Origin of the sequence: Pseudomonas rubra (genome assembly GCF_028656935.1) — a bacterium.
Lineage (GTDB): Bacteria > Pseudomonadota > Gammaproteobacteria > Pseudomonadales > Pseudomonadaceae > Aquipseudomonas > Aquipseudomonas rubra.
Genome location: NZ_JAMDGZ010000005.1, coordinates 1 through 22,763, shown reverse-complemented (window position 1 = coordinate 22,763; position 22,763 = coordinate 1). Strand labels below are relative to the sequence as shown.

The 22,763-nt window shown below is 61.6% G+C and carries 19 protein-coding genes and 3 pseudogenes; 13 read left to right on the top strand and 9 right to left on the bottom strand.

Annotated features, from left to right (window positions below):
* Window positions 1-6 precede the first annotated feature (6 nt).
* Genes kdpC through kdpF form a run of 4 tightly spaced genes read right to left on the bottom strand, consistent with a single transcriptional unit; the run spans window position 7 to window position 4,440 of the window.
* Entirely contained in the window at window positions 7-567 is a 561-nt protein-coding gene (gene kdpC, locus M5G17_RS02725) for a potassium-transporting ATPase subunit KdpC (RefSeq protein WP_273891467.1), read from the bottom strand.
* 15 nt (window positions 568-582) lie between these two features.
* Complete coding sequence (gene kdpB / locus M5G17_RS02720) at window positions 583-2,637, bottom strand: potassium-transporting ATPase subunit KdpB (RefSeq protein WP_273891466.1); 2,055 nt, start codon at window positions 2,635-2,637, stop codon at window positions 583-585.
* Window positions 2,638-2,647: 10 nt separating this feature from the next.
* A complete protein-coding gene (gene kdpA / locus M5G17_RS02715; protein ID WP_273891465.1) occupies window positions 2,648-4,342 on the bottom strand; it encodes a potassium-transporting ATPase subunit KdpA in 1,695 nt (564 codons plus the stop codon).
* A gap of 8 nt (window positions 4,343-4,350) precedes the next feature.
* Window positions 4,351-4,440, bottom strand: coding sequence for a K(+)-transporting ATPase subunit F (kdpF, locus tag M5G17_RS02710; protein ID WP_130265450.1), 90 nt, complete (start codon window positions 4,438-4,440; stop codon window positions 4,351-4,353).
* A 525-nt stretch (window positions 4,441-4,965) separates the two neighbouring features.
* On the opposite strand from kdpF, the gene M5G17_RS02705 reads away from it, so the two are divergent.
* Window positions 4,966-6,015 carry a hypothetical protein gene (locus M5G17_RS02705; RefSeq protein ID WP_273891464.1) on the top strand — a complete coding sequence of 350 codons (1,050 nt, stop codon included), beginning with the start codon at window positions 4,966-4,968 and terminating at the stop codon, window positions 6,013-6,015.
* Window positions 6,012-6,410, top strand: coding sequence for a hypothetical protein (locus tag M5G17_RS02700; protein ID WP_273891463.1), 399 nt, complete (start codon window positions 6,012-6,014; stop codon window positions 6,408-6,410). Before M5G17_RS02705 ends, M5G17_RS02700 begins: the two co-directional genes overlap by 4 nt.
* 153 nt (window positions 6,411-6,563) lie before the next feature.
* On the opposite strand, the gene M5G17_RS02695 is transcribed toward M5G17_RS02700, so the two are convergent.
* The 3 genes and pseudogenes from M5G17_RS02695 to M5G17_RS27510 all read right to left on the bottom strand — a co-directional run.
* Window positions 6,564-8,252 (bottom strand): putative bifunctional diguanylate cyclase/phosphodiesterase, encoded by a 1,689-nt coding sequence (locus tag M5G17_RS02695; RefSeq protein ID WP_273891462.1) that lies wholly within the window; start codon window positions 8,250-8,252, stop codon window positions 6,564-6,566.
* Window positions 8,253-8,274: 22 nt separating this feature from the next.
* Window positions 8,275-8,862: pseudogene (locus M5G17_RS27795) on the bottom strand (methyl-accepting chemotaxis protein); the annotation flags it as partial.
* A 696-nt stretch (window positions 8,863-9,558) separates the two neighbouring features.
* Window positions 9,559-9,828 (bottom strand): annotated as a pseudogene (locus M5G17_RS27510) (PAS domain-containing protein); the annotation flags it as partial.
* A gap of 278 nt (window positions 9,829-10,106) precedes the next feature.
* On the opposite strand from M5G17_RS27510, the gene M5G17_RS02685 reads away from it, so the two are divergent.
* A complete protein-coding gene (locus M5G17_RS02685; protein WP_273891460.1) occupies window positions 10,107-10,421 on the top strand; it encodes a helix-turn-helix domain-containing protein in 315 nt (104 codons plus the stop codon).
* Window positions 10,422-10,484: 63 nt separating this feature from the next.
* On the opposite strand, the gene M5G17_RS02680 is transcribed toward M5G17_RS02685, so the two are convergent.
* The gene (locus M5G17_RS02680) at window positions 10,485-10,952 is read right to left on the bottom strand and encodes an NUDIX hydrolase (protein WP_273891459.1); all 468 of its coding nucleotides are present in this window, start codon (window positions 10,950-10,952) and stop codon (window positions 10,485-10,487) included.
* A 218-nt stretch (window positions 10,953-11,170) separates the two neighbouring features.
* Here M5G17_RS02680 and M5G17_RS02675 point away from each other — a divergent pair, with 218 nt between their 5' ends.
* From M5G17_RS02675 to M5G17_RS02645, 7 genes are all read left to right on the top strand, one after another.
* The gene (locus tag M5G17_RS02675) at window positions 11,171-12,481 is read left to right on the top strand and encodes a C4-dicarboxylate transporter DctA (RefSeq protein WP_130265455.1); all 1,311 of its coding nucleotides are present in this window, start codon (window positions 11,171-11,173) and stop codon (window positions 12,479-12,481) included.
* Between the two features lie 69 nt (window positions 12,482-12,550).
* Window positions 12,551-13,255: a FadR/GntR family transcriptional regulator gene (locus M5G17_RS02670; protein ID WP_273891458.1), complete on the top strand. Its 705-nt coding sequence runs from the start codon at window positions 12,551-12,553 to the stop codon at window positions 13,253-13,255.
* A 16-nt stretch (window positions 13,256-13,271) separates the two neighbouring features.
* Window positions 13,272-13,985, top strand: coding sequence for a GntR family transcriptional regulator (locus M5G17_RS02665; protein WP_273891457.1), 714 nt, complete (start codon window positions 13,272-13,274; stop codon window positions 13,983-13,985).
* Window positions 13,986-14,289: 304 nt separating this feature from the next.
* Window positions 14,290-15,522 carry a TULIP family P47-like protein gene (locus tag M5G17_RS02660; RefSeq protein ID WP_273891456.1) on the top strand — a complete coding sequence of 411 codons (1,233 nt, stop codon included), beginning with the start codon at window positions 14,290-14,292 and terminating at the stop codon, window positions 15,520-15,522.
* Between the two features lie 24 nt (window positions 15,523-15,546).
* Window positions 15,547-17,169, top strand: coding sequence for a TULIP family P47-like protein (locus M5G17_RS02655; RefSeq protein WP_273891455.1), 1,623 nt, complete (start codon window positions 15,547-15,549; stop codon window positions 17,167-17,169).
* Between the two features lie 125 nt (window positions 17,170-17,294).
* Window positions 17,295-17,711, top strand: a complete 417-nt coding sequence (locus M5G17_RS02650) for a DUF7079 family protein (RefSeq protein ID WP_273891454.1) — start codon at window positions 17,295-17,297, stop codon at window positions 17,709-17,711.
* A 64-nt stretch (window positions 17,712-17,775) separates the two neighbouring features.
* Complete coding sequence (locus tag M5G17_RS02645) at window positions 17,776-18,822, top strand: hypothetical protein (protein WP_273891497.1); 1,047 nt, start codon at window positions 17,776-17,778, stop codon at window positions 18,820-18,822.
* Between the two features lie 9 nt (window positions 18,823-18,831).
* Here M5G17_RS02645 and M5G17_RS02640 read toward each other — a convergent pair whose 3' ends face one another.
* Window positions 18,832-19,278, bottom strand: a complete 447-nt coding sequence (locus M5G17_RS02640; protein WP_273891496.1) for a PACE efflux transporter — start codon at window positions 19,276-19,278, stop codon at window positions 18,832-18,834.
* A gap of 123 nt (window positions 19,279-19,401) precedes the next feature.
* Between M5G17_RS02640 and M5G17_RS02635 the strand changes: the two genes are divergently transcribed.
* The 3 genes and pseudogenes from M5G17_RS02635 (at window position 19,402) to M5G17_RS27500 (ending at window position 22,348) form a co-directional block, all read left to right on the top strand.
* Window positions 19,402-20,286 (top strand): LysR family transcriptional regulator, encoded by an 885-nt coding sequence (locus tag M5G17_RS02635; RefSeq protein WP_273891453.1) that lies wholly within the window; start codon window positions 19,402-19,404, stop codon window positions 20,284-20,286.
* A gap of 175 nt (window positions 20,287-20,461) precedes the next feature.
* A pseudogene (locus M5G17_RS27505) lies at window positions 20,462-21,493 on the top strand (HAMP domain-containing protein); the annotation flags it as partial.
* A 69-nt stretch (window positions 21,494-21,562) separates the two neighbouring features.
* Window positions 21,563-22,348 (top strand): methyl-accepting chemotaxis protein, encoded by a 786-nt coding sequence (locus M5G17_RS27500; protein ID WP_420793404.1) that lies wholly within the window; start codon window positions 21,563-21,565, stop codon window positions 22,346-22,348.
* Window positions 22,349-22,763 lie beyond the last annotated feature (415 nt).

Below are 22,763 nucleotides of genomic sequence, written 5' to 3'. Positions count from 1 at the left end.
CTGTCCTTATTTCGACGTCGGCGACAAACGCTCAAGGGCGTTGTTCAAGGCCAGTACATTGACCACCGGCGGGCCGATCAAGGGGTGCAGGGTGGACTGCTCGACCAGGACTTGCAAGGCCTCGGGCGCAACCTTGCGCGCTGCTGCCACCCGCGGCAGCTGATAGGCCACCGCAGTTGGCGAGAGGTGCGGATCCAGGCCGCTGCCCGAGGTGGTGAGCAAGGCCAGCGGCACCGGCCCCTGCGCTTCGACGTACAACTGCGCGGCGCTGTTCTTGACCCGCTCGGCCAGCGCCGGGTTGCTCGGCGCCAGGTTGCTGGCGCTGCTCGACACCGTGGCGTAGTCACCGGCCGATGGCCGCGACTGGAACCAGGCATCACCCTCGAAGCGTTGCGCGATCAACTGCGAGCCACGCACCTGGCCCTGCTCATCGCGCAGCAGGCTGCCATTGGCCTGCTGCGGGAAGGCCACTTGGGCGATGCCAGTGACCACCAGCGGGTATACCGCGCCGGTAATCAGGGTCATCAACAGGATCAGGCTCAGGGCCGGACGAATGTGTGTAGTCATGGTCATCTCCTTGGTTCAGACCAGGTTCAGGGCAGTCAGCAACAGGTCGATCAGCTTGATCCCGGCGAACGGCACGATCAGTCCGCCCAGGCCATAGATCAGCAAGTTGCGGCGCAACAGGTGGGCGGCGCTGGCGGCCTGTACCCGGACCCCGCGCAGGGCCAGGGGAATCAGCACGACGATGATCAGGGCGTTGAAGACAATCGCCGAGAGGATCGCGCTCTGCGGGCTGCTCAGGTGCATCAGGTTGAGCACGCCCAGTTGCGGGTAGATTGCCGCGAACAGCGCCGGGAGGATGGCAAAATACTTGGCCACGTCGTTGGCGATCGAGAAGGTGGTCAGGGCGCCACGGGTCACCAGCAACTCCTTGCCGACCTGGACCACATCCAGCAGCTTGGTCGGGTCGCTGTCCAGGTCGACCATGTTGGCCGCCTCGCGGGCTGCCTGGGTGCCATCGTTCATGGCCATGCCGACATCGGCCTGAGCCAGCGCCGGGGCGTCGTTGGCGCCATCACCGCACATGGCCACCAGGCGTCCGTCGTTCTGCTCCTCGCGGATGCGCGCCAGCTTCTTCTCCGGGGTGGCTTCGGCAAGCACGTCATCGACCCCGGCTTCGGCGGCGATGGCCGCGGCGGTCAGCGGGTTGTCACCCGTCACCATCACCGTGCGGATCCCCAGCTTGCGCAGCTCGGCAAAGCGCTCGCGGATGCCTGGCTTGACCACGTCCTTGAGGTGGATCACTCCCAGCAGGCGCTTGTCGGCGCACACCAACAAGGGCGTGCCGCCGCTTTGGGCGATCTTGTCCACTTCCCGGGCCAGCGGCGCCGGCATTTCCAGGCGTTGCATGCCGACGAAGGCCAGCACCGAATCCACCGCGCCCTTGCGATAGCGACGCTGTTGGTAGTCGATGCCGGACAACCGGGTTTCGGCGCTGAAGGCCACGGGCGTGAACTGATCGGCAGCCGGTTCGTTGAAGTCATGCAACTGGCGCAGGTACTCGACGATCGACTTGCCTTCGGCGGTGTCGTCGGCCAGCGACGCGAGCAAGGCGCCCTCGCCCAACTCCCGGGCGGTGACACCGGGCGCGGCATGCAAGGCGCTGCAACGGCGGTTGCCGAAGGTGATGGTGCCGGTCTTGTCGAGCATCAGCACATGCACGTCACCTGCCGCCTCTACCGCACGGCCGGAGCGAGCGATGACGTTGAGGCGCACCAGGCGGTCCATGCCGGCGATGCCAATGGCCGACAGCAGGCCGCCGATGGTGGTGGGAATCAAGGTGACCAGCAAGGCCACCAGGAACACCAGCGGGATGCTGCCTCCGGCAAAGTGGGCGAACGGCTGCAAGGTCACCACGACCACCAGGAAGATCAGGGTCAAGCCGATCAGCAGGATATCCAGGGCGATTTCGTTAGGCGTCTTCTGCCGCTTGGCGCCTTCGACCAGGGCAATCATGCGGTCCAGGGTCGACTCGCCGGGGTTACTGGTGATGCTGATCAGCAGCCAGTCGGAAACCAGCCGGGTATTGCCAGTCACTGCCGACCGATCACCACCGGACTCGCGGATCACCGGCGCCGACTCACCGGTAATCGCTGCCTCGTTGACCGCGGCGATGCCTTCAAGCACCTCACCGTCGCCGGGGATCATTTCCCCGGCCGAGACCTTGACCACATCGCCCTTGCGCAGGCTGGTGGCCGGGACCACTTCGAAGTTGCCCGAAGCGGTACGTCGACGCGCACTGAGGCCCTGGCTACCAGCCTTGAGGCTGTCGGCGCGGGCCTTGCCACGGCCCTCGGCGAGGGCTTCGGCGAAGTTGGCGAACAGCACGGTGAACCACAACCACAGGGCGATCTGCACCGCCACCCCAGTGGGCACGCGGTTGTCGGGCAGCAAACACAGCAAGGTGGTGAAGATCGCGGTCAGTTCCACCACCAGCATCACCGGCGAGCGTTTAAGCTGGCGCGGATCGAGTTTGACGAAGGCCTGCACCAGCGCCGGGCGCCACAGGGCGGCAAAGGTGGTACGCGCCGCCTCGACGGGCTTGGCTTTTACTTCCGGAATCGGCATGTTCATGAATCGCTCCTCACAAGCCCAGGCTCAGGTATTCGGTCACTGGCCCCAGGGCCAGGGCCGGCAGGAAGGTCAGGCCACCGATCAATAGAATGGTCACCACCAGCAAGGTGACGAACAGCGGGCCATGGGTCGGGAAGCTGTTCTGCCCCACGGGTGCGGATTTTTTCAGCGCCAGGCTACCGGCCAGGGCCAGTACTGGCAGGATGTAGCCGAAGCGGCCGATGAGCATGCCCAGGCCAATCATCAGGTTGTGGAAGGTGGTATTGGCACCCAGGCCGGCAAAGGCCGAACCGTTGTTGGCGCTGGCCGAGGTGTAGGCGTACAGCAGTTGACTGAAGCCATGGGCGCCAGGGTTGCTGATCGCCGCCGCAGGTCCTGGCAGGCTGGCGGCCAGGGCACCGAGCACCAGCACGCCGACAGGCATCACCAACAAGGTGGCCACCAGCAGTTGCACTTCCCGTGCCTGCAGTTTCTTGCCCAGGTATTCCGGGGTCCGGCCAATCATCAGACCGGCCAGGAACACCGCGATCAGCACGTTGAGCAGCATGCCGTAGAGCCCGGCACCGACACCGCCGAAGATCACCTCGCCAACCATCATGTTGACCAGCGCGACCATGCCGCTGAGCGGGTTGAGGCTGTCGTGCATGTTGTTCACCGAACCGTTCGAGGCGGCGGTGGTGGTGACCGTCCAGAGCACGCTGGCGGTGGTGGCGAAGCGGCTTTCCTTGCCTTCGAGCGGCGCGGTCTGTTCAACCAGCGGGCTGCTCAACGTCGGGTTGGCCTGGTACTCGCTCCACAGCGCGGTGCCGCCACCGATCAGGAACAGCGCCAGCATGCCGGCAATGATCGCCCGACTCTGGCGCATGTCCTTGACGTAATGGCCGAAGGTGAAGACCAGGGCCACCGGAATCAGGATGATCGAGGCCACCTCGAACAGGTTGCTCCAGGCGGTAGGGTTCTCGAACGGGTGCGCCGAGTTGACGCCGAAAAAGCCGCCGCCGTTGGTGCCCAGTTGCTTGATCGCGATCTGACTGGCGGCCGGGCCCAGCGGGATGGTCTGGTCGGCGCCCTGCAGAGTCAGCGCATGTACGTAGTCAGCGAAGGTTTGCGGCACGCCCTGCCACACCAGCAGCAAGGCCAGCAGCAGGCACAGCGGCAACAGGCCGTAGAGGGTGGCGCGGGTCATGTCGACCCAGAAATTGCCCAGAGTCTTGGCCGAACGGCGGGCAATGCCACGGCACAGCGCGACCAATACAGCCAGGCCGGTGGCGGCGCTGACAAAGTTCTGCACAGTCAGGCCGAGCATCTGGCTCAAGTAGCTGACCGAGGCTTCGCCGCTATAGGACTGCCAGTTGGTGTTGGTGACAAAGCTCACCGCCGTGTTGAACGCCAGCGACCACTCCTGCCCCGCCAGGTGCTGCGGGTTGAGCGGCAGGTAACCCTGCAACTGCAGCACGGCGAACACCAGCACGAAGCCTGCGAAGTTGAAGGCCAGCAAGGCCAGGGTGTACTGCTGCCAACTCTGCTCCTTGCCGGCATCGACCCCGGCCAGCCGGTAGCACACCCGCTCGACCGGCCCCAGCAGCGGCGACAGCCAGGTGCGCTGGCCTTCCATCACCTTGAAATAGAAACGCCCGAGCAAGGGTGCCGGGAGCAGTACCAGCGCAAAGAACGCCAGCAGCAACGCGTAATCGTAACTGTGCATGGTCGCTCCTAACCCCGATTGGCGCGCAACAGCGCGACCAGCAGGTAGATCATCAACGCCACTGCCAGAAGCAGTGACACCCCGTCCAGAATGCTCATGAAAACTCTCCGTCCTTACGGCACGTGCCGTTGACGGTCATTGTCGGTAGAGCGGCTGTAAAGGGACGAGACCCAGAGCCAGGGGCAGGCATAAAGAATGCGTAAATAACACACGTGTAGGAGCGGGCTTGCCCCGCGATGATCATAGGTATCTACACATCTCTCGATTGCATGTAGACCGCCGGCTTGCGGCCTCGACAAGCACTCTCGCCAGGCACCAGGCGAGAGTGCGTGTCGAGGCCAAAAAATCTGGCGGCTAACATGCAATCGCGATATGTGTAGATACCTATGCCGCGATAAGGCCAGTGCAGTCAGTTGACCTGATGCTGTCTGGATTGCGACCGCTGCGCGCTCGATCGCGGGGCAAGACCCGCTCCCACCGGGCTCGCAATTGGCAGTGACTGCTGGTGTACGCCCGGACTAAATCTGTGTCGTCCGTGGGACGTTTCCGAGTCCGTCCAACGGTACCTCAGATTGAGATTATCGGTGCTAGGTTCCGGACCTCTTTGCCTAAGGAGTCTGCTCATGACAAGGACGCCATCCCCCGCTTTCCCCTCTCCTCCTGCGATAACCGCCGCCAGCGGCACATTGCAGCCAGGCTTCTACATTGTGCCGCGCAGCATGAGCGGTGCTCAGGTACTGACTCAGCTTTCCAGTGAGCATGGAGCGCAATTGATTGCTCGGCTGCAGCGACTCAATCCGACCTTTGCCACTGGTTTCAAAGCGGGTGAGATCTTCGTAATAGGTGATCCAAACATCGATAGCGCCTGTACCCGCGAAGAGGCAGAACTGATGACGGCTGCAGCCCAGGTACGCAAAAGTCTGGCCGCACTCACCCCGCATGAAGCTGACTTCATGATGCGCAACCTTCCCGAAATCGCCGGCATGCTGGGTACTGCAAGCCTGTCGATGGGTATTGGTAAAGACATGCTGGACAAGGGTTTGAGGCAGATTGAGGGCACACTGCGCAGTATCGAGCAGTTGCACCAGCGTGAGTTCAGTCGCAGCGGCAGGTTGAACAGCACAGCGTTTTTCAATACCCGGCGCGCGCTCTTCCAACAGCTTGATGCACAGCTGAAGAGTATTTTCCTCAAGAAACATCTCAACCTGGGTCATCACGAGAGCTTACGCAAGAGCTTGGGGATCTCCACCCGCAGCCTGGTGCACCACTGGAGCCGCGCCGGTGGGGCCGGACAGATTCCTGGCTATGCTACGCACCTGGAACAGGTGGCAAGGACCGCCAAGTATCTCAAGTACGGTGGTTATGTCGGCATTGGATTGGGTGGAACTTCATCTTGGTTAAAGGTGCAACAAGCGTGTCGGGCTGGTGAGACTGAGAAATGCAGGAAAATCCGCTTTACCGAAACGGGTAGTTTCTCCGGTGGGCTCGCCGGCGGAACAGTAGGAGCACTCTTCGGAAACAGAGCAGCCGTCGCGGTGTGCCGCGGGTTCGGACCCGTTGGTGCGGCTGTTTGCGCAATTGTAATGGTCGGATCTGGCTCGCTTGCTGGGGGAAGCGGTGCTGCAGGCTTGGGAGAATGGGTTGGGGAAAGCATCTACGAGGCTCAGCAATGATTGATATCAACACCTGGCCTCTGAATGCTCAAATCGGGTTCGGCCTGGCGCCTTTCGTTATCGCTTTATCTGGCGTTGCGATGGACGTACATATCGCCTGTACACGGCATTTCTGGGTGATGTGCAAAGCGCTGCAGAACAATCGCTGGCTGCAACAACAAGTACAGCTATGGGGAACCAAGGGCGTTATGTCTCGAGCCCTGGTGGTTGCATCTATCAGTGGCGCGCTGGCTTGGCCGAGAGTCGGTACTGGCAGGAGGGCGATTGAGATGGATGAGATGCACGATTTTCCAGTCTATCTGCAGCGTCGAATGAAAGTGTCTAGCTGGTTGATGGCAGTGGGTGGCACCTGGCTGATGATAGGTGCAGGCTTGGTACAGTTGGGGAAGCTCTGAGTAACCAATGAAGGTTCAGCCGTCCTTACTGTGGGCTTGACCCGCGCCAAGGCCTGTAGTGTCAGTTAACTAGGTGTTGCCTGGATTGCGACCGCTGCGCGGTCGTTCGCGGGGCAAGGTCGAGTCGTCGCACCGCCCCACAGGAGCGGGCCCTTACTGGGTCTTCCACTGCGGCGGCTGCTGGTAGCCGGCAACCCAGTCGATCACCTGCCCAACCGGCATTGGCCGGGCAATGCAGTAGCCCTGGGCGATCTCGCAGCCCAGGCCCATCAGCAACTGGCCATGCTCGACAGTCTCCAGGCCCTCGGCAATCACCTGGCGGCCAAAGGCCCGGGCCAGGCCGATCACTGCGCGTGTCAGGGCCAGGTCGTCCTGGTCGTGAAGGATGTCACGCACGAATGACTTGTCGATCTTGATGGTCCGCGTCGGCAAGCGCTTGAGGTAGCTGAGCGATGAGTAGCCGGTGCCGAAGTCGTCCAGGGAGAACTGCACACCCAGGCGCTGGCAGGCGTCCAGGCACTGGCTGACTCGCTGGATGTTCTCGATTGCTACCGACTCGACGATTTCCAGATCGAGCAGCGCCGGCGCCACCTGCGGGTGACAGTTCAACAGCCGCTGCAGGCGTTCGACAAAATCATCACGTTGCACATGGCGTGCGGCGATGTTGACGCTGACCGGCCATTCATGGCCCTGCTCCTGCCAGCGTCGGATGCAGGTCATGGCCTGGTCGATGACCCACTCGCCGATCTCGACGATCAGGTCGGTCTGTTCGATCTGCGGCAGAAAATCTGCGGGCAGGACCAGCCCCTTGTGCGGGTGCTGCCAACGCAGCAGCGCTTCGAAACCGATCACCGCACCGCTGCGCATGTTGACCTTGGGCTGGTAGTACAAGCACAGCTCACCGTTGTGCAGGGCCTGACGCAAGCGTGCCACGGTCTGGTGGGTAGCCTTGACCTCCTGGTCCAGCGAGACATCGAACAGGTGAAAGCGGTTGCGTCCACTCTGCTTGGCCACGTACAGGGCCTGGTCGGCATGCCGCACCAGGGTGTCGGTGTCTTCGTTGTCCTGAGGGAACAGGGTCACACCGATGCTGGCACTGACGCGGATCTCCTGGCCACGGATCCGGTAGGGCGCGGCCAGTGCGCTCAGCACCCGGTCCAGGGCCGACTGCAGGTGCGCCGGCTCCTGCACATGGCGCAAAATCAGCACGAACTCATCTCCCGACAACCGCGCCACGGCATCACCACCGCGCAGGATGCCCTTGAGGCGCGTGGCCACTTCGACCAGCAGCAGGTCGCCGCAAGCGTGACCGTAACCGTCATTGACTGCCTTGAAGCCGTCCAGATCGAGCATGCACACCGCCAGTGGGATGTCCTCGTTGCGTGAGAACTCCAGGGCCTGGTTGAGCAGGTCGGAAAGATAGGCGCGATTGGGCAGCCCGGTAAGCACATCGTGGCCCACCCGCCATTGCAGGGTATGCAGCAGTTGACGTTTTTCGGTGACGTCGAAGCGGATCGACACGTACTTGCGCACCTTGCCAGTGGCCAGGTCGATCAACGGCACCATGGTGCTGTCGACCCAATACAGCGAGCCATCCTTGGCCCGGTTGCAGATTTCACCTTTCCAGACCCTGCCGGCAACCAGGGCACGCCACATATCGAGAAAGAACTCCGGCCCGTGCAGGCCGGCGTTGAGGATCCGGTGATTGGCCCCCAGCAGCTCCTCGCGGCTGTAACCGGAGATGCTGCAGAACTGCTCGTTGACGTAGGTGATCCGGCCACTGAGGTCGGTTTCGGAAAAGATCGCGGCGGCATCGACTGCCGCACGGTAGTTATCGTCCATGAGTTCCTCTGCACCCTGGTGGCTAGCGATTGAAACGCTCGACCAGGGCCCGCAGACCCGAAGAAATGCTTTGCAGCTCGGCACCGCGGCTGGCCGCGGCATTGGCGTTGAGCGCGGTGGCTTGCACGGTGCTGGCAACGTTGTTGATCTGTTCGCTGACGGTTTCAGCCACCGATGACTGTTCCTGCGAGGCGGCAGCCATCTGCTGGCTCATGTCGCTGATCTGCTCGACCGCTATGCGAATACCCTGCAGCGCGCGCTGCGCTTCAAGCACCTGGACCACGCCCTGCTCGGCTTCGGTGATGCCCAGGCTGGCAATACCCACTGCCTCGGCAGCGCCGCTGCGCAGGTTCTCGATGATGCTCTGGATCTGCACGGTCGATTGCCGGGTCTTGGCTGCCAGCGCCCGCACCTCATCGGCAACCACGGCAAAGCCACGGCCCTGCTCGCCCGCCCGGGCAGCCTCGATGGCCGCGTTGAGCGCCAGCAGGTTGGTCTGCTCGGCGATCGAGCGGATCACCTCGGCGGCGAGCATGATGTCCTGGGTCTGCCCGGCCAGGTGGGTCACCGCCTGATTGATCTGGCTGACGGTGGCCGCCAACAGCTGGATTGCCTCGCGGCTGGTGCCAGCGACCTGGCTGCCCTGCTCGGCCAACTGGTTAGCGGTTTGTGCCTGGACCGCCGTCTGCTGCACATGCTCGGCCACCTCGGCGATGGAGGCAGCCATTTCTGTCATGGCGGTGGCGGTCATGTCGGTTTCGCCACGCTGCTGGAGCAATGCAGTTTCAGTACTGCCGGACAGCTGGCTGGCATCACGGGCCGCTTCGGCCATCTGCGTGGCCAGATCGCTCAGGCGGGTCAGTGCCGTCTTCAGCCGCGCCTCTTCACTGATCAGAATCATCTGCAACTGCGCCGCCGAACCCAGCTCATCGCTGTAGGTCAGGGCGCTGATCTGATCGGCAAAGGTATTGCCGGCGCACTCCACGATTCGCTCCAGCTGACGGCCAAGGCGGCTGTGGGACCACAGGCCGAGCAAGGCGAACAAACCGAAGGTGACGACCTGGCCAGGCCAGCCCGGCAATGCCTGGTCTGCCGCCACCGCCAGCGCCCCCGCTGCCAGTGGCAGGCTCAGCACCTGGCCCAGTTGCGTCAGCCGGCGCCCGGCAGGCACCGGTGCCTTGCCTTCACGCATGCGTGCATACAGTGCCTCGGCGCGGCGTACCTGTTCACGGCTCGGCTTGACCCGCACCGACTCGTAACCGACCAGGCGACCGTCTTCGAGGATCGGCGTGACGTAGGCGCTGACCCAGTAGAAGTTGCCGTTCTTGCAGCGGTTCTTGACGATACCCATCCAGCTCTGACCGGCCTTGAGGTAGTGCCACATCAGTTCAAAGACGGCGGGCGGCATGTCCGGGTGACGGACCAGGTTATGCGGGCTGCCGATCAGCTCGGCCTGGCTGAAACCGCTCATGGCGGCGAATTCGGCGTTGCAGTAGGTGATTTTGCTGTTGGTGTCGGTGGCGGAAATGAGCCGCTGATCCTCGCCGAAAGTCTGCTCGAGCGAGGTGACCGGCATGTTGAGACGCACGATAAAACTCCATATGCAGGGGTCTGCGAGGTTGAGCGGCGCAGTGCGCAAACCATTCGTCCGACACCGAGGGCCCCGCTTTGCCGGGATGCTTTGCTAAAGGGATACAGCGACTAGGCAGGGGTTGAAACTCGATGGCTTTTGACCTGTCCAAACGCGCAATTCTACGAATTACATCACATTTTGCAAATAAAGGTGATGAATCGTGGCGTTGTCTATTGCCTATGGATATCGTTAATTTCTTGATTCTAAATGGGAATTAAGCGATGACAATTTCAAGTTTGGGTTCGGCCATCAGACGTTACCGCAAGGTAGCCGGGCTCACTCAGGCTGAACTTGGCGAGAAAACCGGTTTTGACCCCAAGACCATCAGCCGCTTCGAAACTGGCACCTACACCCCCAGCGTGGAAGCCCTGCTGAGGTTTGCCGAGGTGCTGGGCATCAAACTCAAAGCCTTCTTCGCCGAACAAGAAGACGAAGACGAGCAGCGTGCCTACCTCTTCGGTGTCATCCACAAGGCCCCACCCCAGGACCTGGGCAAGCTGATCGCGGCGGTGGACCTGGCCATGTCCAAGCCTTAGTCCCGGCAACACGGAAAAAGCGGCAGGTTGAGCCTGCTGCTTTTTTTGTCCGCACAGCGCACCTTAACTGGTCAGACCGGTAAAGCCATTAGAAATCATCTGCGACCTGCCGTGCAATAAGCCAGCACAACCAGAAGGCTTGATTGCATCCATTGCCGCCGGATCAAGCCACTTCCAGTCCAGGGTCTGGTCGCACAGCAGTATTTCGCCGGCAAACTCGGCGATAAACAGGTAATTGTGCTCGTGGATTCTCTGCTCTCCGAGGGTGATGTTCTGCTCGACAACCCCCAGGAAACGGTGGTTGAACGTCTGCACCCCGAATTCTTCCTCAATCTCTCGCCTGGCCCCTTCGAGCACAGACTCGCCAACCTTCAAGCGCCCGCCCGGGAGCGCCCAGCTGGCGTCATTGTCGGTTTTTTTCTTCTGTACCAGCAGCTCACCCTGGTCGTTCCTCAAGAAGACCGAACACCTGACCGAGAAGCGCAACTGGCCCGTATGAAATGTCACGTCAGGACGATTTGACGACGTCATAAAACTGCTCCAGCTCCGGTTGTTGAATTGCTAAGCCACTGATTTTACTGACCTTAAATTTTACATCTTCTACGGGCGCAACAATCCCTTGCCAAGCTGAAAAAACCGCGCCTACACTGCCCAGGCACTGGACATACCGGTAAGACCACAATAATTAAGTCCTCCGCTCTTTCGCCCCCGTGGCATCGAAGCAGGGACACCGACCAGAGATCCCTCCCATGCTCAAATGGTGCTCGCGTTCGATCTTCCTCCAAGTGGTGCTGGGCCTTGTGCTAGGCATAGCCTGCGGCCTGAGCTTTCCCGAAGTCTCCCTGCAGCTCAAACCCCTTGGTGACGGTTTCATCAAGCTGATCAAGATGCTCATCGGCCTGATCGTCTTCTGTGTGGTGGTCAGCGGCATCTCCGGTGCCGGCGACCTGAAAAAGGTCGGGCGCATTGGCCTGAAATCGGTGATCTACTTCGAAATCCTGACCACCATCGCCCTGGTCATCGGCCTGGTGTTCGCCTTTACCTCGGGCATCGGCAGCGGCGCCAACATTCACCTCGACCAGTTGTCCAGCGCCGAAGCCAGCACCCTGGCCGAACGCGGCCAGCACATCCACGGCACCGCCGCATTCTTGATGGACCTGATCCCGACTTCGGTGATCGGCGCCTTTGCCGACAACAACATCCTTCAGGTCCTGCTGTTTTCGGTGCTGTTCGGCAGCGCCCTGAACCTGGTGGGTGAAGCGGCCTCGGGTATTTCGCGGTTGATCAACGAACTCAGCCATATCATTTTCCGCATCATGGGCATGATCGTGCGCCTGGCGCCGATCGGCGTGTTCGGCGCCATCGCCTTCACCACCAGCAAATATGGCCTGGAATCACTGCAGCACCTGGGTGGCCTGGTGGCGTTGTTCTACCTGACCTGCACCGGCTTCGTGCTGTTGATCCTCGGCACGGTGATGCGCCTGTCGGGGCTGAAGATCCTGCCGTTCATCAAGTACCTGCGCGAAGAGCTGACCATCGTCCTCGGCACCGCCTCCTCCGATGCCGTGCTGCCGCAGGTCATGCGCAAGCTGGAACACCTGGGCATCGGCAGCTCGACGGTGGGGCTGGTGATCCCGACCGGCTACTCGTTCAACCTCGACGGTTTCTCGATCTACCTGACCCTGGCGATCGTATTCATCGCCAACGCCACCGGCACGCCACTGGCCATGACCGACCTGCTGACCATCCTGCTGGTGTCGCTGATCACCTCCAAAGGCGCTCACGGCATACCGGGCTCAGCACTGGTGATTCTCGCCGCAACCCTGACCGCGATCCCGGCCATTCCGGTGGTCGGCCTGGTGCTGGTGCTGGCGGTGGACTGGTTCATGGGCATCGGCCGGGCCTTGACCAACCTGATCGGCAACTGTGTCGCCACGGTTGCCATTGGCCGCTGGGAAGGCGATATCGATATGGAACGGGCCAACAATGTGCTGGCCGGTAAACAAGGCTTCGGCTTTGCCCAGCGCAAGACCCCGAACGCCCATCAACAAGAGTTCTGAACAAAACGGCCGGCAGCACAGCTGCCGGCCCCAGGAGCAAACCATGCACCTGTTCTCATGGAGTGAACAATGATCAGCTCATCGACCGTCGTCAATTCGGTGGTGGAAAAACTCCGCCAAGCCCTGGCCCGTGGCCAGTGGCGCTCTGGTGACATGCTCCCGGGCCAGCGCGAGCTGGCCGAACAACTGGGCATCAGCCGCCCGAGCCTGCGCGAAGCGGTGACCGTGCTGGAAACTCTGGGCCTGGTACGCTCGATGCCGGGCAAAGGCGTGCTGGTGCTGGACACCGATGCATCCGATGCAGCCGTTGCCCACAGTGGCGTCGCCCAGGCCAGCCTGGAAGACGTGCTGCAACTGCGCTACACCCTCGAACCCTTTATCGTCGGCCTGGTGGCGCAGTCGATCAGCAGCAAGGAGATCGGCCAGCTGCGCCTGACCCTGATGGATATGCGCGAAGCCCTCGAAGAGCAGGACAGCGAAGCCGGTGTAAATGCTTACATTGCCTTTCACGAAGAGTTGTTCACCCTGACCGCCAACCCGATCTTCCAGAGCGTGGTGCAGCAGACCAGCAACGCTCTCAAACAAAGCGCCGCGGTGCTGCGCAACTCGCCCGAGCACCTGGCGGCGCGGCTTGAGGAAAACGAAGCGGTGGTACGCGCCATCCGCAACAAGAACAGCGCCCAGGCCAGCGCGCAGATGCGCCACCATATCCTTCAGGAAGGCCGGCGCATGGGCATCGAACTGAACATCCCGGACGATCATCCGGGCCTCTGACCCCAGGAGTGCGACCATGAACGCCAGCGCCCACGCCCATGACACCGCCCTGCCCTCGCTGCTTGCCCAGGGCGAGCGCCGGTTGTCGGCCGAGCAGATCTACCCGCGACTGTTCGATGCCATCCTCGAACAGCGCCTGGCCCCCGGCAGCGCCTTGACCGAACAGGCGCTGGGCGATGCCTTCGGGGTCAGCCGCACGGTGATTCGCCGGGTACTGGGGCGCCTGTCCGATCAACAGGTGATCGTCCAGCGCCCCAGCCACACCGCCCGCCTGGCCGCGCCCGACCCGCAGCATGCACGGCAAATCCTCAGCGCCCGGCGCCTGGCCGAAACCACCCTGATCAGCCTTGCGGCCAAACGCTCACGGCCGGCCAAAATCCGCCAATTGCGTGAACTGGTTGCCCGCGAGCGCCAGCACCATGAACAGGGCCAGCGCTGCACGGCGATCCGCCTGGGTGGCGAGTTCCACCTCAAGCTGGCGGAAATGGCCGACAACGTACCGTTGGCGCGCTTTCTCAACGGCCTGGTGCCCCAGACCTCGCTGATCATTGCCCAGTATGAAGCGCGGCCGTGCAGCCATTGTGCCTGGGAAGAGCATGCGGCGATCATCGATGCGCTGGAAGACGGTGACGGCGAGGCGGCGTTGGCGTTGATGCATGAGCACCTGGATCATATCGAGGCCAAGCTTGATCTGAATGACTCAGACTTAGCCACAGCCCCTACCAAGTGACTCATTACACAACGCTATAACCTGCGCACATTCTCATTTCAAAACGTTCCGACCTGGGCTTGCCAGGCCCTGGCCCTGTGCCACACTGCTCTGCACACCCGCTTGCAGGAATGGATCGCCATGCTCGCTACCCTGCTGTTGAGCCCTTGTCTGAACGCCTCGCCCGCACCGCCGGATAAATCGCCGGATCATTGACAGCCCACCACTGAACAACGCCCAGCCACCTCGCGGTTTTGCGCGCGAATGCGGCTGACTGCGCAACGGCTAATTATGGCAAACACCCCGTGCACGGAGGCTTGGTCACATGCAAACCAAAGGTTGGGATACCCTCAGTATCGTCAAACAGGACGCCGTCAACGCCAGCCTCAGCAAGTCCTGGCCGCAGCTCAATCCCGAATTCAACCAGGCCGTCGGCGACAGCTACCGCTGCTCCGGCGTCTTCGACTGCTGGAGCGTGGTCAACGGTGGCGGTGGCCGCCTGCTGCGTTTGCGCATGCCCATCCGCTCGGGTGAGCTGAAGGTGGGCCAGACGATCATCGAGCTGGCAGCCACAGTGGCGATCATTGAAGTAACCCTGTCGCTGTTGCCACAGTCGAGCACCGAATCAGTCCTCAAGTCGAGCTACCTGAAAGTCGCGCAAAACCCAGGGCAAATTCCCGAAGACCAGGGTGGCTGGCTCTTGCCCATCACCCTGCAAGATCCACAGGGGCGGCTGGGGCCTTACGCCTCGCTGGTGCTGGATGCCATCTGCGCCTACCTGATTGCCAACCCCAAGCAATTCGAGCACATCTTCGCCCATATCAATTTTGCCAAACCCGGAGCCCCGGCCTGGGCCCTGCCGAAAAAATGCACCTACAGCTACCTGGACTCCGGCTACCTGGCCGTACTCGGCGTCTGCAGCGACCGGGACATCAGCGAGCTGCCACGGGATGTCGATGTTACCGGGCTGGGCCTGGGTGCCAGCTCGTACTACATCCTTGCCAATCAAATGCTCCTGGAGAACCTGATCCTGCCGGGCCTGGTCGCGCTCTATCAGGATGCCTCCAAGGGTGACTACCAGTATCAGGCCGGCGAACTGATCAACCGTCGGCAACTGCGCATGCAGGAGATCAAGTCCGGGCTGATCTACTACACCCCAGTGGTCTGGGCCGGCAAAAACATTGCCAGGGTCGTCGGCGATTTCCTGCGGGTGAAGTTCGACGGCAACTGCGACCTGTATGCCGGCATCAACATGACCTGGAACGGCTGGGTGACCATGAAGCCGACGCTGAACAACGGCGTGATCACCTTCAGCAAGCTGTCCTCGGACTTCCAGCATGACGAAGACATTCCCTGGTACCTGCAGTGGCTGCTGCCGGTGGTCGGCCTGATCGTCACCATCGTGGTAGCCGTCATTTCCAACGACCTGATCAGCTCCATTGCCAACCGCGGAGGGTCAATCAAAGCCGACAGCATCAACTGCACGACCTGGAACCAGGCCACCAACAACGTCATCGCCTGCAGCCTGAGTGAGGCGCTGGTGGTGGAGTACGTATAACCCCTCAATACAAGGAATCGTATGATGAGTAGCGCAGATAATGTCATCCTGTCCGGCCTCAGCCAGCCTGCCTCGCTGACCCTGAGCCATCTGGATGAAACGTTGCGTTCAACGCTGAAAAGCTCGTTGCTCTACAAAAACGCCGAGCGCGTTGTCGAGCAACCTGCAGAAGCCGACATGCTCGGGCTCGCCAGCAGTGTCACCACCAATGGCTGGGATACGGTGAGCATCTGTCGTGTCTCGGCCTTGAACGAGCGGATCAAACTCGAGAAAACCTACCCGGCGAACATCGAGTCGAGCATTGACACTTTTTCGCTCAAAGCTGACTTTGCCCCTTGGGCAATCAGCACTGGCGGCGACGGACGCAACGTCAAGGTCAGAATCCCGCTCAAGTCGGGCAGTTACAAAGGCCTGAGCGGCAAGACCTATGACATCGCAGGCGTTTCTGTGGAGGCCTATGTCAAGCTGAGCTACTTTCCGCTGCCCGCGCCCAACGTCGCCAAAGACGGCACCTACAAGCTGGAGGTCAATACCAAGATCGTCGACCCCAGCGACCCGATTGCTGCGGTGATTTCCCTGCGTGACCCCAACAATGTCCTCGACACCGTCAATCAGAGCCTGCTGCGCGGCATCATCGAGGGCTGGCTGAACAAACCGGAGAACCTGGCCAAGTTCGACACCCTGTTTTCCACCGTGGTCATCAACAACATGGGCAAGGAAAGCGAAGACTACAAATGGCTGCGCGGCACCGCCATGAGCTACGCCTACACCGACAAAAGTACCGAAGAAAGCAGCATTTTCGGCGTGCTGTGCATGACCAACGAACGCGACTACAGCGGCTTGCCCAACCAGCTCCCGGCAGTCAGCCTGGAACAGGACAACAATTCGATGTTCCTGATCAGCCGCGAGATTTTCGTCAAGTACCAGTTGCTGCCGTCACTACCGTTCATCTTCAAGGACACCAACAGCAGCAACTACACCGTCGACGCGGCCGGTACCACGATCACGGCAAAAGGCTTGAAACTTGATTCGATCAAGTACGGTGCAGTTACCTACTACCCGGTGGTCGAGAATTTCGACATCAACTTCGACGAAACTTATATCCGCACCGAAGCCAGGATTCGCACCGACATTTCTCCCGGCGTCGTCGCCTACACACGTATCGTCACCAAACAGACACTGGAGCTGGGCGAGAACAGCAAAGGCGAACAGATCATGGTCTATTCCATGGTCGGTGACCCGGATGTGCAGAACAACGTCGACATCGCCACCTGGGTGGTGGTCACCGAAATCATTGTCGCAGCCATTGCCGCGGTTGCCACTGCGGTGGCCGGTGGCGTGGGCGGCAAGATCGCCGCGCTGATCGTCGGCATTATCGCCGCCGTCATTGTCGCAGTGGTCGGCCTGATCATCCACGTGATCATCGAGAAAGTCATCGCCGGGGGGGTAACGGATGAAATTCCGTCCATTGCGCCGATGGTCAAAGTCGCGGCCAACCAGGTCAAATGGCCGTTCTGTGAACCGGATGCCTTTGTCCTCACCGGGATCAGTTACAACGGGGCGCTGATTTTCAACGGTTCGTTGAAGCTTCTGGAAAAATTCCAGATCCGCAACAAACGACTGACCCTGGCTGCGCTAACGGCTTGAGTCCTCGCTAACCCCGGGTGACACCCCTCGCGCCAGCGTTGGCGCGAGGGTGTGTGGCGGCAAGGATACCCGCCGACGCCTGCACGCTTTACCATAGGCCGATAAATGCCTTGGAGCGCATGCGGATGAACCAAAGGATCCCCGTACCTGCACTGCACATGACGCCGGAGCAGCGTCATCAGGTGCGCGTGGCGATGTCCGACGCTTTCGTCGACACCCACATCGAATACGCCTGGATCGCCCGCCACCTGGTGGGGTTTGACCGCGAGCTGCTGAAGGAAATCTTCTACAGCGAAGTCGCCCCGACCTGTTATAGCAACATGATGACGCCGGTACCGCCGATCTGGACCGGCTTCTGCGAAACCTGGTTGCACAACGAGATCGAACAGACCCTGCAAGCACGCCGCCACAGCTGGTGGCGGCGCCATATCGACCGTGTGCTGAACGCCACCTGGGTGTGGTTTTTCTGCAAGGAGATCTGGGCCGATATCCTCACCGCCCTGGACGAGGCCGAGGCCGAGGCCGAACAACAGCCCGAGTGACGGCACCTATACTCAGGTAACCACTGCGCTCGAGCTTGCCTAACCAAAGGGGGGCTGCGCCTTGATCCCGCGTTCCCCGTTCATCGTCCTGCTGCTCGCCTTGTTACTGGCGCTGGGGGGGTGCGGCTCACGGCAAAAGGTCGCCGAACCGCCGCCCATTTCGGTGAGCCCGGCGACCTGGCAACAAATCGACCGCGAGATCATCGAGGCTTCGCTGGCCACCACAAGTTCGGTCAACGACTATGCCCGGCGCTCCATGCGGGTGTGGAAGGAGCGCGTACAGCAATACACCGAAAGCGAGTTCATCCCCTGGTTCACCGGCTACTGGACCCAGCAATGGCTGACCATGAAAGTGGCCTGGTACAAGATGAACAGTGGCGAAGGCAGTGAAACCCCGGAACAGCGCCTGGCCCTGTACCTGCAGGAGCAGTACCACGAGCGGGTGCTGGACCCGGTGGCCAAGGAGATCGACCCCGAGGCGATTCGCGACCGGGCCATGGAGCTGTATATCCAACTGCTCGGCCAGCAGTTGCAGCAGATTGCCCAGCGCTACCGTGTGCCACCTGAGCAATTCAACCTGCACCTGACGCGGATCCAGGCCATCGGCCTGGGGCCACCGGCCAACAGCAACGCGTCGCTGTATCAACTGCTGTTCAGCAAGCCGCTGGAGCAGCAGCCCGCCTATGCCGCACTGCTCAAGCGCCTGCACAGTGCCGTGCGCGCCGGCACCCAGCGCTCGGACATCGGCCTGTCATCGGTGGCCCGCCAAGCCAGTGAAAAACTTGGCGCCACCCTGGCGCCACGGGGTATCGCCAGCGCCGTTGCCGCAGCGGTGGGGCGCGCTGCCGGCACGGTGATTTCCCTTGCGGCAACTGGCATCGGGGTGATGACCCATAACCGCGAGCAACCGGCGATGGTCGAACAACTGCGGGTGATCCTCAACGTGGCGCTGAACGAGGAATGGCGCGAACTGATGGAGAACCGCAAGACCGGGGCCATGGCCGGGGTCTACTACCTGTCGGGGGAAATCGAAGACAGCCTGCTGTCCGCCGAAGGCCCCGAGCGCGAGCCACAACCGGCGGCCCAGGTGATCACCCTGCCGGCGCAATAAAGGCTTGGCTCAAACGGCGACACTCGCCTGCGGTTGCGCCTGGGCCGAAGTCGGCAGGCCGAAGATCCGGTCGAACAGCCAGTTATAGATGAAGGTGTAGCACGGAATGAGAATGATAAAGGCCAGGTCCACCACAAAGGCTTCGAGCAGGCTCATGTCCAGCCACCAGGCAATCAGCGGGATCAGGTAGACCACCAGGGTCAGCTGAAAGCCGATGGCATGCGCCAACCGCCGGGCCACGCTACGCCCGCGCCGGGCCTGGCGGCTTTCCCAGTACTCGAACAATGTGTTGTAGATGAAGTTCCAGGCCATGGCGATGGTAGTGATCATCACCGCCAGCGGCCCGGTGTTGCTCGGTGCGCTATCAGCCAGGTAGGCCAGGCCCAGGGTCGACATGCACAGGCCGATCAGTTCATAGGCGGTCACATAGACCAGTTTGCGTTTAACACCTTGCACGTTGCTAACCTCGATTTTGCGGTAGAACGCTGCCCTTGCCGGACAACTGAGGCGGGCAAGCATGCGTCAATCTTCTTGACAGCCAAAGTCAGCAGCTATCAGATTGACTGACAGGAGATTGCCATGAACTTTTCCAGCGACAACATCGAGGTGTTTCTCGCCGTGCTTGATCGCGGCTCGTTTTCAGCGGCTGCCCGGGCCTTGGGCCGGGTACCTTCGGCAGTGAGCATGGCAATCGGCAACCTTGAAGCGGAGCTGGGCCTCACCCTGTTCGAGCGCACTCACCGGGAAACCCGCCCTACCGCCATGGCCCAGGCCCTGGAGCCCCACGCGCGGATGATCGCCACCCAACTGGGGCAATTGCAGGTACATGCCCTGGAACTGTCCCAGGGTCTGGAAAGCACCCTGAGCCTGAGCGTGGTGCCAGACATCGATCACACCCGCCTGCTGGCCGCAATCAGAACCATCAGCGAACGCCACCCCATGCTCGAAGTCGAGGTGCTGACGGCCCCGCAGGAAGATGCCCTGCAACTGCTCCATGCTGGCCGCGTCAACCTGTGCCTGGCCTTTGCCGAGCTGCAAGTGGACCCCCGGCAGCGCTTTCAGAACATCGGCATGGAGTCGCTGGTGGCCTGCATCGGCCCGCAGCACCCGGCGCTGCAGCAACGCCCGCGACAGATCGTCTGCCTTGAAGACCTGGCCAACCTGCGGCAGATTCTGGTGGCCAGCCGCGACCTGCCACTGGCCGACACCCGTGCGCTGATCGGCAAGGCGCATTGGCGCACCGACAGCCTGGCCATGGCCGTGGAAATGGTCGAAGCCGGCCTTGGCTGGGGTGACTTTCCGCTGTCACGGGTGGCGCCCTTGCTGCAAGACGGGCGCTTGGTGCGCCTGGATTTCAGCAATACCCGCAATGAGCTGCAACTGCCGGTGCATGCGTTCTGGCGCCAGCATCAGCCACTGCAGAAGGCGGCCCAGGAACTGGTTCGTTTACTGGGGGTGCAATAGCGCGCCTGGCTGAAACACGCGAGCCAGAGCAGAAGGTAGGAAAATCCTGTCAGCCCCTGCGGCAAAAACTCCTATCAATTTTTCAGTTTCGCGGCCGATACCCGTCTGGATAGGTACGAGCACACGCCAAAAGCGCCGCTCGGCACTCCTCTTTACTGGCACAAGGTCTCGGAACATGAACCTGAAATTTCGCCACAAGATCCTGCTGTGCGCCTGCGGCGTCGTGGTTCTGGCATTTGCATTGTTCACTCTTTACAACGATTACCTGCAACGTAACACCATTCGACAGAACATCGACTCGTCGGTCAAACAGGCCGGCGCGCTGGCTGCCAGCAGTGTGCAGAACTGGATGGGCGGACGCATCCTGGTCCTGGAAAACCTCGCCCAGGACGTCGCCCACCAGGGCGCCAACGCCGACCTTCCGGGGCTGGTCGACCAGCCTTCGTACACCCAGAACTTCCAGTTCACCTATGTTGGCCAGGCCAACGGCGTGTTCACCCAGCGCCCTGACGCGAAGATGCCCGACGGCTACGACCCGCGCCAGCGTCCGTGGTACACCGCTGCCGTGACCGCCAACCAGACCATGCTGACCCCGCCATACATGGCCGCTGTCGGCGGCCTGGTGGTCACCATCGGCATGCCGGTCAAGAGCAAGACCAACGGCGAACTGCTCGGCGTGGTCGGCGGCGACCTGAGCCTGGCGACCCTGGTCGACATCATCAACGCCGTGGACTTCGGCGGTATTGGCCATGCCTTCCTGGTCGACCGCAACGGCCAGGTGATCGTCAGCCCCGATAAAGACCAGGTGATGAAAAACCTCAAGGACATCTACCCAGGCAGCGGCCTGCAAGTCGCTCCAGGTACCCACGAGGTGACCCTGAACAAGCAGGAGCGGATCATCTCCTTCGCACCGGTCAGCGGCCTGCCGACGGCTGACTGGTACATCGGCCTGTCCATCGACCGCGAAAAAGCCTACGCCGGCCTCAGCCAGTTCCGCACCTCGGCCATCATCGCCATGCTGATTGCCGTGGCCGCCATCGCTGGCCTGCTGAGCCTGCTGATTCCGGTGCTGATGCGTCCGCTGACCACCATGGGCCGCGCCATGCAGGACATCGCCCAGGGCGAAGGCGACCTGACCCGCCGCCTGGTGGTCGAGAACAAGGACGAGTTCGGTGAACTGGCCAGTGCCTTCAACCAATTCGTCGAGCGTATCCATGCCTCGATTGCTGAAGTGTCTTCGGCCACCCGCCAGGTGCACGACCTCTCCGAACGCGTGATGAGCGCCTCCAACGCCTCGATCATCGGCTCCGAAGAGCAGAGCATGCGCACCAACAGCGTGGCCGCGGCGATCAACGAGCTGGGTGCCGCCACCCAGGAAATCGCCCGTAACGCTGCAGACGCCTCGCAACACGCCAGCGGCGCCAGCGAACAGGCCAACGACGGTCGCCAGGTTGTACAGGAAACCATCTCGGCAATGACCTCGCTGTCGCAGAAGATCAGCGAGTCCTGCGAGCAGATCGAAACCCTCAACACCAGCACCGATGACATTGGCCAGATCCTCGACGTGATCAAGGGCATCTCCCAGCAGACCAACCTGCTGGCGCTCAACGCCGCCATCGAAGCCGCCCGTGCTGGTGAAGCCGGGCGTGGTTTCGCCGTGGTAGCCGACGAGGTCCGCAACCTGGCCCACCGTACCCAGGAGTCGGCTGAAGAGATCCACAAGATGATCACCACCCTGCAGGTCGGTTCGCGCGAGGCGGTGCACAACATGAACGCCAGCCAGGTTTCCAGCGAAGAAAGCGTGCTGGTCGCCAACCAGGCCGGTGAGCGCCTGAGCAGCGTGACCCAGCGCATCGGCGAGATCGACGGCATGAACCAATCGGTGGCCGCGGCGACCGAAGAGCAGACTGCCGTGGTCGAAAGCCTGAACCTGGACATCACCCAGATCAACGTGCTGAACCAGCAAGGCGTGGCCAACCTCAATGACACCCTGCGTCATTGCGATGCCCTGGCCCAGCAGGCCGGGCGCCTGAAGCAACTGGTCGACAGCTTCAAGATCTGACCGCTGTAACAGACAAAAGGGGCCGCTTGCGGCCCCTTTTTTCATCCCCGCGCTACACCTCGCATATTTGTATGTCACAGACAGAAGTTGGGCTGTGACATCGCTTCGCGGGGCAAATCGGGTCGCCGCATCGCCGCTCCTGCAGCATCACCGCGACAGCAAGAGCGAAGCGAATTGTGCTCTTGATCTTGATCTGCTTTTGATCTGCCTGCCCCGTTAACCAGAAGGGCCGAGTGGAGGTGGCGCGAAGGGGCTAGTGCGCAGCACCTTCGGCGTAGCCGAAGTTGCGAAACGTAGAGTTGCTTGCAACTCGTAGTTCGCAATGCCCCGTAGCGACACCGCAGCGAGGGAACCCGAAGCGCAGCGCAGGGCCCCTGGTGGGGCGAGAATTTTTGCTGGGCCTGTCCCGTGATAA